This window comes from Bradyrhizobium ottawaense (assembly GCF_900099825.1).
In the GTDB taxonomy this organism is placed as follows: domain Bacteria; phylum Pseudomonadota; class Alphaproteobacteria; order Rhizobiales; family Xanthobacteraceae; genus Bradyrhizobium; species Bradyrhizobium ottawaense_A.
The window spans coordinates 5,209,986-5,222,608 of record NZ_LT629693.1; the positions used below are offsets into that span (position 1 = coordinate 5,209,986).

At 62.8% G+C, this 12,623-nt stretch carries 13 protein-coding genes; 3 read left to right on the top strand and 10 right to left on the bottom strand.

Features of this window, described 5'->3' with window-relative positions; genetic code table 11:
• Positions 1-39 precede the first annotated feature (39 nt).
• The 8 genes from BLR13_RS24325 to BLR13_RS24360 form a co-directional block, all read right to left on the bottom strand.
• A complete protein-coding gene (locus BLR13_RS24325; protein ID WP_074818695.1) occupies positions 40-1,323 on the bottom strand; it encodes a TRAP transporter large permease in 1,284 nt (427 codons plus the stop codon).
• Positions 1,320-1,886, bottom strand: coding sequence for a TRAP transporter small permease (locus BLR13_RS24330; protein WP_074818694.1), 567 nt, complete (start codon positions 1,884-1,886; stop codon positions 1,320-1,322). Before BLR13_RS24330 ends, BLR13_RS24325 begins: the two co-directional genes overlap by 4 nt.
• A complete protein-coding gene (locus BLR13_RS24335; RefSeq protein WP_074818691.1) occupies positions 1,883-2,347 on the bottom strand; it encodes a MaoC family dehydratase in 465 nt (154 codons plus the stop codon). The genes BLR13_RS24330 and BLR13_RS24335 overlap by 4 nt, the downstream gene beginning before the upstream one ends.
• The gene (locus BLR13_RS24340) at positions 2,344-3,570 is read right to left on the bottom strand and encodes a CaiB/BaiF CoA transferase family protein (protein ID WP_074818686.1); all 1,227 of its coding nucleotides are present in this window, start codon (positions 3,568-3,570) and stop codon (positions 2,344-2,346) included. The genes BLR13_RS24335 and BLR13_RS24340 overlap by 4 nt, the downstream gene beginning before the upstream one ends.
• Positions 3,571-3,633: 63 nt before the next feature.
• The gene (gene dctP, locus BLR13_RS24345) at positions 3,634-4,659 is read right to left on the bottom strand and encodes a TRAP transporter substrate-binding protein DctP (protein ID WP_074818682.1); all 1,026 of its coding nucleotides are present in this window, start codon (positions 4,657-4,659) and stop codon (positions 3,634-3,636) included.
• A 41-nt stretch (positions 4,660-4,700) separates the two neighbouring features.
• Positions 4,701-5,429, bottom strand: coding sequence for an IclR family transcriptional regulator (locus BLR13_RS24350; RefSeq protein WP_074818679.1), 729 nt, complete (start codon positions 5,427-5,429; stop codon positions 4,701-4,703).
• Between the two features lie 154 nt (positions 5,430-5,583).
• The gene (locus BLR13_RS24355) at positions 5,584-6,714 is read right to left on the bottom strand and encodes a CaiB/BaiF CoA transferase family protein (protein WP_074818675.1); all 1,131 of its coding nucleotides are present in this window, start codon (positions 6,712-6,714) and stop codon (positions 5,584-5,586) included.
• A gap of 28 nt (positions 6,715-6,742) precedes the next feature.
• Positions 6,743-7,537, bottom strand: a complete 795-nt coding sequence (locus BLR13_RS24360; RefSeq protein WP_074831160.1) for an enoyl-CoA hydratase/isomerase family protein — start codon at positions 7,535-7,537, stop codon at positions 6,743-6,745.
• A gap of 164 nt (positions 7,538-7,701) precedes the next feature.
• Here BLR13_RS24360 and BLR13_RS24365 point away from each other — a divergent pair, with 164 nt between their 5' ends.
• On the top strand, positions 7,702-9,258 hold the full coding sequence (locus BLR13_RS24365; RefSeq protein ID WP_074818671.1) for a long-chain-fatty-acid--CoA ligase: 1,557 nt from the start codon (positions 7,702-7,704) through the stop codon (positions 9,256-9,258).
• Here the strand turns inward: BLR13_RS24365 and BLR13_RS41830 are convergent.
• Complete coding sequence (locus BLR13_RS41830; RefSeq protein WP_244524930.1) at positions 9,251-9,442, bottom strand: hypothetical protein; 192 nt, start codon at positions 9,440-9,442, stop codon at positions 9,251-9,253. The genes BLR13_RS24365 and BLR13_RS41830 overlap by 8 nt on opposite strands.
• Here BLR13_RS41830 and BLR13_RS24370 point away from each other — a divergent pair.
• The gene (locus BLR13_RS24370; RefSeq protein WP_244525269.1) at positions 9,434-10,519 is read left to right on the top strand and encodes an ABC transporter substrate-binding protein; all 1,086 of its coding nucleotides are present in this window, start codon (positions 9,434-9,436) and stop codon (positions 10,517-10,519) included. The two genes, BLR13_RS41830 and BLR13_RS24370, sit on opposite strands and share 9 nt — an antisense overlap.
• Before the next feature lie 51 nt (positions 10,520-10,570).
• Here BLR13_RS24370 and BLR13_RS24375 read toward each other — a convergent pair whose 3' ends face one another.
• Positions 10,571-11,404, bottom strand: a complete 834-nt coding sequence (locus BLR13_RS24375; protein WP_244524931.1) for an IclR family transcriptional regulator — start codon at positions 11,402-11,404, stop codon at positions 10,571-10,573.
• Between the two features lie 346 nt (positions 11,405-11,750).
• On the opposite strand from BLR13_RS24375, the gene BLR13_RS24380 reads away from it, so the two are divergent.
• On the top strand, positions 11,751-12,614 hold the full coding sequence (locus BLR13_RS24380; RefSeq protein WP_074818666.1) for a MaoC/PaaZ C-terminal domain-containing protein: 864 nt from the start codon (positions 11,751-11,753) through the stop codon (positions 12,612-12,614).
• Positions 12,615-12,623 lie beyond the last annotated feature (9 nt).

Here is a 12,623-nt window from a genome sequence, read left to right on the forward strand (position 1 = left end):
CGATGCGTCTTTCGCGCAGTTGGAAGGGGAAAGCCGCCGCTACATTCGCGACGGCAGCCACAGGATGATCGAGGGAAACGCGACGAACACCGCAATGATGAAGAGGTGCGCGATGAAATGCGGGAAGATGCCATGGAAGACGTCGGCCACCGGACGGTTCGCGTAGCGGGCGACGATAAAGCAATTGAGCCCGATCGGAGGCGTGATCATCCCGACTTCGGCGGTCACGATCTTGATCACCCCGAACCAGATCGGATCGAAACCGAGGCTCTTGATCAGCGGCAGCACGATCGGCACCGTCAGCACCAGAATGGCGATCTGGTCCATGAAGGAGCCGAGGATGATGTAGCCGCAGAGGATGAGCGTGATGATGACCCACCGCGAGACGTCGAGATGGCCGACCCAGTGCACCAGATCCTGGGTCGACTGCGTCAGCGTGAAGAAATAGCCGAAGATGCTGGCACCGACGAGGATCATGGTGATCATGCAGGTGCCCTGCGCCGCATGCGTGAATGCGTGCACGAAGGTCTTGCGATTGATGCGCCCGCGCCAGATCGCCAGCGCGAACGCGCCGGATGCGCCGAAAGCGGAAGCCTCCGTGGGCGTCGCGATGCCGGTATAGATGACGGTGGTGACGATGCCGAACAAGACCAGCATCGGCCCGACGGCCTTCAGCAGGCGCAGCTTCTCGTGCATCGGCACGTTGGTCAGCGAAGGTGCCCGCGTCGGATCCTGCCAGACCAGGAAAAGAATGGTCGCCATGATCGTCAGCGTTACCAGGATGGCCGGAATGATGCCGCTGACCAGCAGCTTGCCGATATTCACCTCGGCCAGCAGGCCGTAGATCACCAGCGCCACGCTGGTCGGCAGCAGCATCGATAGCGTGCCGGAAATCGCGACCACGCCGGCCGCCATTTTCGGCTCGTAACCCTGTTTGAGCATCGCCGGCAGGCTGGTCGAGGAAAGCGTGGCTGCGGAAGCGGTGCTGGAGCCGCAGATCGCGCCGAATCCGGCGCCGGCCAGTGCGGTCGCCATGCCGAGGCCGCCGGGCACGCGCCCGATCCAGGCCGCGGCGGCGCGAAACAGATCGTCGGCGACGCCGCTGACCAGCACCATTTCCGCCATCAGCAGGAACATCGGGATCGTCAGCAGTTCATAGGATCCGACCACCGAGAGCGGCGACGTCTGAATAATCCCCGACACCATGTCGGGACCGCCGATGAGGCAGAGGCCGGCGCCGCCCGCTATTGCCATGGCGAAGCCGACCGGAGTTCCGATGGTGAGAAGGACGAAGAGGCTGAGGATGACGAAAAAGACGATCATTCGAAGGATCCGCTCTGAATGGCTTGGGCCGATCCGGCGATCGGGGGAAGCGGGATCACTTCGCGTCCGGTCGCCAGCGTGTAGACGTGACAGACCGTCGACAGGATGAGACGCAGCGTAATCATTCCCGCGCCGAGCGGCACGAACGCCGCCGAGGCCCATGCCGGCCACGCGAATGCGCCGGCCAGAATATCGTTGTCGATGTAGTTCTGCCACGCCCGGGCCGCGCCGGCCTGCGTCATCCACGCGAACAGCACCGCAGACAGCAGGCAGATCACCACTTCGCAGGCGCGCCTTGCCGGCGGATTGAGATAATGATGCAGCAGGTCGACGCTGATATGGCCATTGACGGCGAAGGTTCGCGACAGCGCCAGAAAGAACAGTCCGACGATGACGTAGAGCGAGATGAAATCGAACGACCATCCCCAGGGACGATTGAACAGATACCGCAGCGCGACGTCGGTGGCGACGATCGACATGATCATGAACAGCGCGACCGCCGCCAGGAACGAGGCGGCACGTTCCACGGCGGTCAGCGCGCGATCGAGGCGTTTGAGGATCATTGCGGCCGTCTCCTCATCAGGCGCAGCGGCGTATAGATCAGGACGGTGTCGCCGCGCTGGGTCAGGACGCGGCTGGTGCAGCGAACCAGGCCCCGATGTCCTTTGGAGGCTGCGCGAAGTTCGGACACCTCGCATTCGATGTGAATGGTATCGCCGACCAAGGTCGGCCCCTTCACGTCGAGATCGGCGTGCAGGAAGGCGAGTCCGGTGCCCTGCATGAACGGCGTCAGCAGGCCCTCGGCGAATGAATAGACCAGCGCCGCCGGCACCACGCGCTCCCTGATCGCCATGTCGTCGCGATCGGCGTCATTGGTGAACAGCTCTTCGGTGAGCCATGTCAGGTTGACGAAGGCCGACAGGTCCGCGGCGGTGATGGTTCGGCCGGCGGTGTGAAACCAGGATCCAACGGCAAGATCGTCGAAGTAGAGGCCGCGTCCGAGCAGGGTTCCTTTTTTCGTCACGGCGCGATCTCCTCTGGCGCCATGCGCGGTTCCGAGGTGATCCCGGCCGCCACAAGCGCGTCGATGGCTTCGGTTGCATAGCCCGCAGCGCGCAGGATGTCGCGGCTGTGCTCGCCGAGCCGCGGCGCCGGGCCGCCGATGTCGGCCGGCGATTTCGAAAACATTGTCGGCACGCCCGGCATTCGCAGCGGGCCCTCGGTGGGATGCTGTTGCATCTGGAAGAAGCCCTTGGCCTGCAGATGCGGATCGTCGACGAGTTGCTCGATGGTGCGCAGCGGCTCGACCGGAATATCGATGGCGGACAGCAGCTCGACCCATTCCGCCGTGGTCCGCTGCGTCATGTAGGTCGTCACCATCGCGTAGATTTCGTCGATATGCCTGGAGCGGCTGGTGATGGTGGCGAAGCGGGGATCGCCGGTGAAAACCTCGGGTTCGCCGATCGCCGTGAAGAAGCGGCGCCACTGCCTGTCGCTGTAGACCAGCGCGCAGACGTAGCCGTCCTTGGTGGGATAGGGCCGGCGGTCATGCGACAGCAAGCGGCCATAGCCCATGTCGCCCAGCGCCGGCTCGAACAAGCCTCCGCCCATGTGATCGCCGAGCACGAGTTGCGCCATGGTCTCGAACATCGGGATATCGATGCGCTGGCCTTCGCCGTGGCGCTCGCGATGCCACAGCGCGGCGGTGATGGCGCCGACCGCCCAGATGCCGACCACGCGATCGGCGATCGCCAGCGGCGCGTAGCGCGGCGCGGGATTGCCGGCCCGCTGCACCAGGCTCGGGATTCCGGTGCCGCCCTGCATCAAATCGTCATAGGCCGGTCGCGCGGCATAGGGGCCATCCTGGCCGTAGCCGAACAGCCCGGCATAGATGATCTTCGGGTTGGCGGCCGCGACGTCGGCATAGCCGAGCATCAGGCGTTCCATCACCTGCGGCCGGAGGTTGTAGACCAGCACGTCCGCGGTCTCGATCACCTTCAGCAGCGCCTCACGGCCCTGCTTCTGCTTGAGATCGAGCACGATGCTTCGCTTGCCGCGATTGGCCTGCAGAAATATCGAACCCATGCCGGGGTTGCGGAACGGTCCGATGCCGCGGACCGAATCGCCTTCGGGAGATTCGATCTTGACCACATCGGCGCCCATATCGCCGAGAATCTGCGTGGTGTAGGGCCCCATCAGAACGGTGGTCAGATCGAGGATTTTCAGACCGGTGAGGGGGCCTGTCATTTGCCAAGCCCTCTCAGCCTGCAGCTGCGATGCGAGAACCGCGGCAACGATCGGGAAGTCGGTTCACTTGAGCGCGCTCTCGAACGCGGCGAGAACTTCCGATCCGGGTTTGCCGCGGCCGTCGAGTTCCTTGGCCCACTCCTTGCTGACGTCGACCATCTGGGCCTGGATGCGCGCCTTGTCGGCGGGGCTGAAATCGACTTCCAGCACGCCGCGGGCCTTGAGCTTTTCCTGGTCCTGCAGCTCGTTGCGCTGGGATATTTCGCAGCCGCGCTCGGTGGTCTCGCGGCCGACCCGCTGCATCGCCTCCTGGACATCGGGCGGCAGGGTCTTCCAGCGCTTCTCCGAAATCACATAGGTGACGACGAAGCTGCCGAAATTGGCGCCGACCGAAGCCGACTTGATCAGGTCCTGCACGTCGTAGGAAAAGATGCTCGAATAGGGAAACAGCATGCCGTCGATGGTGCCGCGCGACAGCGACTGATAGACGTCGGGAGAGGCGATCTGCAGCGACACGGCGCCGAGTTTCTGAACGGCAAGCTCCTTGGCCTTGCCGGAGGTGCGGATCTTCAGGCCCTTGAGCGCGTCGATGCCGGGAAACGTCGCGCTACGCAGAAAGATCTGGTAGGGCGGCAGCACGATCGTGAACAGCAACCTGACGCCGGCCGGTTCCAGTTCCCGCTTGGCGATGATGCCGTCGGTCGCCAGCTTGTAGAAGGCCGCCGTGCCTTCGCACGATGTGGAAAAGCGCAAGGGAAGTTCGGCGACGACCGAGAGCGGGAGCTTGTCGGTCACGAACGACGGCGCGACGTAACCGATGTCGACGACGCCGGTCTGCGTCAGCGAGAGCAGGTCCTTGGCTTTTCCGAGCTGCTCGGACGGATAGTATTGAAACGCGATTTTATTGCCGGTCTCCTTGGCGACGCGGTCCATGTACCATTTCGTGACCTGCTCGCTGATGTAATGTCCGCCGGGAAATGAATCCGCCACGCGAAGGGTGAGCGGATCGGCAGCATGGGACGGTGCGATCGAACCGATTGCGAGCGGCGCGACCCAGAGCGCGGCAACGATGCCTGACAGTTTCCTCATTAACGTTCTCCCGTTTTCTTATTGCTTGGTTGCCCGGAAATTCAGCCGGCATCGGCGATCGAGCGGCAGGCGCGCTGCAACTGACCGGCCCTGGCGGCGATCTCGTCCTTCATGCGGTAGCGCGGCCCTGCCAGCGCGACCGCAAAATGTTCGTCGTTGATCTTCATGGCGACGGCGACGCCCATCACGTCCGCGACGCTCTCGCCATCATTGAGGCAATAGCCGCGCTTCAGCGACTTGGCGATGTCGGTCGCGTAGGCGGCGGCCGATGGCAGCGTCTGCTTGGTGTATTTGGTGAATTTCAGCCTCGAGATGACGGCTTTGCGCTCCGCCTCGGGAAGCTGGCCGAGCAGGGCCTTGCCCATCGAATTGGCGTGCAGGTCGCGGATTTCGCCGACCTCGGCCGAATAGCGGATCCGGTGCGACGACTCGAATATTTCCATGTACACGACCTTGTCGCCGCTGCGCTTTGCCAGCACGACGGTTTCGCCGGTCGTGTCGCGCAGTTCCGACAGCGCATGGGAAACGCGCGTGCCGATCGGGTCGTGCTGCGCGATCGTGGTGACGAGCTGCAGCATCCGCTTGGTCGGATACAACCCGCGGCGCGATCCCAGCGAATAGAGGAATCCGCGGGCTTCGAAGGTGCGAACCAGGTTGAAACAGGTCGAGACCGGCATCTTCATCTGGCGGGCGAGGTCGGACAGCGTGATCGGCGCCTGGATGCGCGCAAACGTCTCGAAAAGGTCAAAGGTGCGCGACGCCGATTTCATCTGTTTTCACTATTGTGAAAGATCATTCATCAGTTGGAATAAGGTAAAGCGCGTGCGCCGTGGAGAGTCAAGGAGGGTTTCCGCAATGCCGGATGCGCGCCGCCGCGACGCGATCCTGCAACCGTTAGCGGCGCCGGGTACCGCCGCCTCGAGCTTATTTCGTGGTCAGCGCAATGGCTTTGGTCGCGGCGAACCCGTCGATGTCGGAGTCGGAAAATCCCCATTCCAGCAGCGCCTCGCGGGTGCCGGCGCCGGGTGTTTCCGGAGGCCGCGGCAAAGCGGGCTTGGTCCTTCCGAACCGCGGCGCGGGCGCGGGCTGGACCACGCCGTCGATGTCGACGAAGGTCTGACGCAGCTTGTTGTGGGGATGATGCGGCGCCTCGGCCATGGTCAGCACCGGGGCAAAACAGGCGTCGCTGCCCTCGAGCGTTGCGCACCACTGATCCCGGGTGCGGGTCTTGAACGCCGCTGCAATCCGCGCCCGCAGTTCCGGTCCGTCATTGCCGGGCTCGATGCCGAGCAGGCGGAACAGATCTGCCCGGAACTTCATCTCGATCGCGGCAACCGACACGTAGAGGCCGTCGGCGCAGGGATACACCCCGTAGATCGCGGATCCGCCATCGAGAATGTTGGTGCCGCGGTCCAGGCTGTACAAGCCCGCGGCGTGCATGCCGAAGAACATCGTCATCAGCGATGATGCGCCATCGGTCATGGCGGCATCGACGACCTGTCCCTGGCCGGAATGCCTGGCTTCCAGCAACGCGCACGCCATGCCGAAAGCGAGGTAGAGTGCGCCGCCGCCGAAGTCGCCGACCAGGTTGAGCGGCGCAACCGGCGCTTCGCCGGCGTTCCCGATCGCCGACAGCGCGCCGGTCAGCGCGATATAGTTGAGGTCGTGCCCGGCGGCCTGCGCCAGCGGCCCTTCCTGGCCCCAGCCCGTCATCCGGCCGTACACCAGCCGCGGGTTACGCGCGAGCGCCACCTCCGGTCCCAATCCCAACCGCTCCATGGTGCCGGGGCGAAAGCCTTCGATCGAAGCGTCCGCACGTGCCACCAGTTGCAAGGCGAGATCGATGCCGGACGGCTGCTTGAGATCGATGGCGATCGAGCGCCGTCCGCGCATCAAGAGGTCGAACCGGGCTGGCTTGTGGACCCCGAGATCGCTCGGTGCGGTTCGATCGAGACGCACCACCGTCGCCCCCATGTCGGCCAGCAGCATCGCGGCCATCGGCCCCGGACCGATGCCTGCGAACTCGACCACGCGTATTCCCGCCAGCGGTCCCATTGTCTTAACTCCCAAACGTTATCCGCGGTTAGCGGTTGTTCCTGAAATCAGGCTTGCGCTTGGCGTGAAAGGCGTTGACGCCTTCGGCGAATTCCTTGCTGCCGAAGGCCACGGCCTGGGCCATCGCTTCGGTGGCAAAGAAATCGTTGATCGGCCCGTAGGCATTGTTGAGCAGCATCTTGGTCAGGCCGAAGGAGGTCGCGGGCCCGGCGGCCAACTCGCTCGCGAGCTGCATGGCGTCAGCGAGAAGTGCTGCGGCGGGAACCACGCGTTTGGCAATGCCAATCGCGACGGCCTCGGCAGCCTCGATGCGGCGATTGGTCAGCAGAATATCCTTGGCGCGGGCGCTGCCGATGCTGCGCGGCAGTGTCAGCGCGAGCCCGAGATCCGGAACCGCGCCGAGGCCCGGAAAGGCCGCGCGAAAGTAGGCGTTGTCCGCGACGATTGCGATGTCGCACAATAGCGCGAGCGAAAAGCCGGCTCCCGCTGCTGCGCCGTTGACCGCTGCCACGACGGGCTTTTCGCCGGTCAGAATGCGTTGCGACCATGCGTAGGTCTGATACATGCGGGCCCGCACCGACGGCGCACCGCGATCGTTCATGTTGTTGATGTCGCCGCCGGCGCAGAAGGCTTCTTCGGAGCCGGTGATCACCAGGCAGCGCACGGCGCTGTCGTCCATCAGGGTGGGGATCGCCGCTTCGAGACCCGCCTTGATGTCGGGACCGAGGGCGTTGCGGCTGCGCGGCCGGTTGAGGCGCACCAAAGCGACGTCGTCATGACGTTCGACAGTGACCGCGTCTGTCTTGTTATCCTGAGCTGCCATCTCTTCCTCCCGCCGGGTGCAAGTTTCCGGATTGTTGTGAATTTCGACCTCGTCGAGCACGATTAGAACGAAACCGCGAAAAATGAAACTCAATTTCGCATATTGAGTCCGGCCGTCGGCATGTATACGATGACCGCCAAATAATCGGCAATATCGGGGAAACGATGAACCTGACGATGGGCCTTCGAAAGGCAATCGCATTCGGCGGTGACGCCGAGGCGCTGGTATGCGGCGATGTGCGTCTCGACCATCGCACCTTTGTCGATCGGGTTGCGCGCCTTGCCGCGGCCTTGCGCGGACTCGGGATGGGCGATGGCGACCGGGTGGCGATGCTGGCGGCCAACGGCCAGCATTATATCGAGTATTATTTTGGCGTGTTGTGGGGCGGCGGCGTGATCGTCCCGATCAACTCGCGGTTTGCGCTTCCGGAAATGATCGAGCAGATCCGTGACGCCGGTCCCACGGTTCTGATCGTGGACGCGAATTTTGCCGAGACCGGCGCGCAACTGGCCGAAGCCGCGCTGTCGGTCAAGGCGTTGCTGTATGCGGGTGCCGGCAAGGCGCCCGGGAACGCATTGGATTACGAAGCCGTGCTCGCGGGCGCGCGTCCGTGCGAGGATGCGCTCAGGGGCGGCGATGACCTTGCGTGTATTTTCTACACCGGGGGGACCACCGGCCGTTCGAAAGGCGTGATGCTCAGCCATCGCAACCTGTGGGCCAATGTCGCGGTGACGGCCGGGCGCCTCGGTTTGGACGAGAGCATTGTCAGCCTGCACGCCGGGCCGTTGTTTCATCTCGCCGCCGGTGCGCGGGTGTTCACGACCGCCATGCTTGGCGGCAAGCATGTTGTGATACCGCGCTTCACGCCGGCTGACGTGCTCAATGCCATCGCGCGCGACAAGGTCACCGTGGCGACCTTCGTGCCGACCATGCTGTCGAGGCTGCTCGAACTTCCTGATCTTGCTTCCTACGACCTGTCGAGCCTGCGAATGATCACTTACGGCGCCTCGCCGATGCCGGAAGCGTTGCTGATCGAATGCATGAAGCGCTTTCCCGCCGTCCGGTTTGCGCAGTCCTACGGCATGACCGAACTGTCACCGGTTGCGACAATGCTCGGGCCGGACGACCACCTGCCCGATGCGCCGAAACGACATCTTCGATCGGCCGGGCGTCCGATCTGGTCGGCCGAGGTGAAGGTCGTCGATGAAAAGGATTGCGAACTGCCGTTCGGGAAGGTCGGCGAGATCGTTGTGCGTGGCCCGATGGTGATGCAGGGTTACTGGAACAAGCCCGAACTCACCGCGGAAACCTTGCGGGGCGGCTGGATGCACACCGGGGACTCCGGATATTTCGAACCGGATGGCTACCTCTATATCGCCGACCGGATCAAGGACATGATCATATCTGGCGGCGAGAACGTCTATTCGACCGAGGTTGAGAATGCGATCTGTTCGCATCCCGACGTGCTGCAATGTGCCGTGATCGGGATTCCCGATGCCCGCTGGGGCGAAGCCGTCCACGCCGTGGTGGTTCGGCGGCCGGCGGCCGCGCTGACCGGCGCGGATATCATCGCTCACTGTCGCGGACTGATTGCCGGCTACAAATGTCCGCGCAGCGTGGATGTCCGGGATGAGGCGCTGCCGCTGTCGAGCGTCAACAAGATCAACAAGGTCGAACTGCGCGAGCCGTTCTGGAGCGCGCATGCACGGCAGGTCAATTGACCGATGCGCAACCGGTCATCACCGTGCCTGCCACAGGACGTAGCCGACAGGGGAGGCAAATGAAGTTGAAATTCATGATACCGGTACTGACCGGGATATTTGCGATCGCAGTGTTGTTTTCAGCAGATGCCGCGGAAAAAAATACAGCGTTGGCGCGTCCGACACGGAAATCAAGATCGGTCATACGACCGCCTACAGTGGTCCGGTATCCGCATTCGGAGCAGGCGGACGTACCCTGGTGGCCTATTTCAAGATGGTCAACGAGGCGGGTGGAATCAACGGTCGCCGCGTCAACGTCATTTCCCTGGACGACGCATACAGCCCGCCAAAGACGGTAGAGCAAACGCGGAAGCTGGTTGAAGATCAGGAGGTGCTGCTGATCTACGGCGTATCCGGAACGCCGACCAATTCCGCCACTCAGAGATACCTCAACGGCAAGGGCGTACCGCAAATTCTCATTGCTACGGGGGCGTCGAAATTCAACAACCCCAAAGACTTTCCGTGGACGATGCCATTCTGGCCTTCCAATGGCCTCGAGCAGAAAATCTATGTCGATTATATTCTCAAGATAAAGCCGGAAGCGAAGATTGCGGTTCTTTATGCAAACGACGATTACGGAAAAGACCATCTCGACGGCATCAAGGCTGCGCTGGGCGCGAACCCGGGCTCCAAAGCTTCGATTGTCGCCGAACTGAGCTACGAAACGTCGGATCCGACGATCGATTCCCAAATTGTAAATCTCAAGGCGTCAGGCGCCGATGTGTTCATCTGCGCCAGCACGGGGAAATTTGCAGCCCAGGCCATCCGCAAGGCGCACGAGATCGGGTGGTCGCCCCTGAAGTTTTTGACCAATGCTTCAAGCTCGGTCAGCGCCGTACTCAAGCCCGCGGGCCTTGAGAATTCGGTGGGTGTCATGACCGCGGCCTTTCTCAAGGCGCCCAACGATCCGGTCTGGGCGAACGACAAAGACGTCAAGGACTACGTCGAGTTCATGAAGAAGTGGAATTCGCAAGACAACCCGAACGACTTCTATGCAACGGTTGCTTACGTCAACGCGGCGATGCTGCGCCACGTGCTTGAGAGCAGCGGCGACGACCTGACGCGGGACAATGTTATGAAACAGGTAGCGAATATCCATGATGTTCGTCTGCCGTTGCACCTGCCGCACGTGGTGCTGAAAACAACTCCGCAGGATTTTAACGCGTTCAGATCGCTCCAGTTGCAGCGATTCGACGGCGAAAAATGGACTGATGTCGATTAGGCATGGCCGGGCAGAGCCTGTCCTTGGGTGAGCCTCAAGGAGTACCGTTCTCTAGATATTGGAGCCTCCGAGCGAAGCGCTTATCTTCTTCGCCGCGGCGGCTATCGCCGGGCCGTATTCGTGATCGAGCTGATCCTGCGACACCTGATACGCCGGCCCGCCGACGCTCAGCGCATAGATGCTTCCAGCGTTAGGTGTGATGATCGGAGCTCCTACGGCATTAATGTCTTTGCGCCATTCCCCGGCGGACGTGCAGAATCCGCGTTCCGCAACATCACGGATCGACTCCTCGACGGATCGCGTGATCAGCGGCCAGTCATCGCCGTGCTGCTTGCGGATGGCGTCGAGAATGCTTTTTCGTTCGCTGTCAGGGGCCACGGCGAGATAAGCCTTACCGACCGCAGTGACGGCAATCGGAATCCGCGAACCCGGCGCCAGCCGAAGGCCGACCAGGCCGTGGCCTTCGCAGGTTTCGACGTTAAGCATCATCAGCCTGTCGCGCGTGCCGAGCGCGATATGCAGGTTATGGGTGTCGGCAAGATTCTCCATGATCGGTCGGGCCACGCGCCGGACATCGAGGTTGGCGAGCGCCGCATAACTCAGCGACAACGTGCGGCCGCCCAATTCATAAGTCCCGAGCCGGTTGTCGTAGGCGAGATAGCCCAGTTGGGTGAGCGTGTGCGTAATACGCGAGATCGTCGGTTTCGGCAGTTCCGTCCGTTTCGCGAGATCGAGGTTGCCGAGCGCGCGGTCGCCCGCTCTGAAGGCGCTGAGGACTTCAAGTCCGCGCGCCAGCGCGGTGACAAACAGCCGGCCGCCGGCGTCGTCCGCAACCTCGTCCTTTGCGGCGGCCCGCGGTCTGCGGGCAGCGCGTTGTAGCAGCATGCGCGCGCTTTTCTTTTTCGCTCGCTCTTCAGATGCAGCGGAGGGCGCCTGACCGGGCGGTTTGCCGCTCCTGTTCTTTGTGGTCAGGTTGCGCGCTCCTGAACTGGATTTGCGCGGCGGCTTGTCGACCTTCATAGCTCTCAACCTCTTGCTCGGTGCCGGAACGCCTCTGGAATGTTCGCGGGTCACAATGCCAAGGGACTTATCAGTTTCCTGCCGGTTTGTCGCTGCGTCGTGCTCTAAATCAGATTTGCGAAATGATATTTCGCATATTGTCTTGTTGGCGGCGCCGTGGCAACTTCAACGGCAGTTTTGATCCCTCCAAAATTCAAGGAAGCGCCCGCAGATGCCGATCGATCCCAAAACCCTGCTGCAATGGCCCTTCGCCGATCTCGAGCATACCTATACCGAGCGCGACACCATGCTCTATGCCCTCGGGCTCGGCTGCGGCGCGGATCCGATGGACGAAAGCCAGCTTCAGTTCGTCTATGAGGGCCGGCTGCGGGCGCTGCCGTCGATGGCCGTGGTGCTGGGGTATCCCGGATTCTGGATCAGCGATCCGGGCACCGGCGTCGACTGGAAGAAGGTACTGCACGGCGAACAGGGCATCACGATTTTCAAGCCGTTGCCGACGGCGGGAACTGTGATCGGTCGCACGCGGGTGACCGGCGTGTTCGACAAGGGCAAGGATAAAGGTGCGGTACTCGTCTCGGAGCGTGACGTCATCGACAAGGCGAGTGGAGATTTGCTTTGCCGCCTGACGTCGACGACCATGATGCGCGGCGATGGCGGCTTCGGCGGCCCCTCCGGTCCGCTCCCGGCGCCGCACGCACTGCCCGATCGGGCGCCGGATAAAACCGCCAGCATTGCAACGCTGCCGCAGGCCGCGCTGATCTACCGGTTATCCGGCGACTACAATCCGCTTCATGCCGATCCCGCGGTGGCGCGGAGCGGCGGGTTCGACAAGCCCATCCTGCATGGTCTGTGTACGTTCGGCGTGGTCTGCCGCGCGTTGCTGGATATGGTCTGCGGCAGCGATCCCTCCGGGTTGCGCGCGATGCAGGTCCGGTTCAGCTCGCCGGTCTACCCGGGTGAGACCATCGTGACCGAGCTGTGGAAGGAGCCAGGCGGCATCGTCTCGTTCCGCGCCAAGGTGAAGGAGCGTGACCTCGTGGTCATCAACAACGGCCGGGCCGAAGTGGCGGCGTGAGCCGCCACT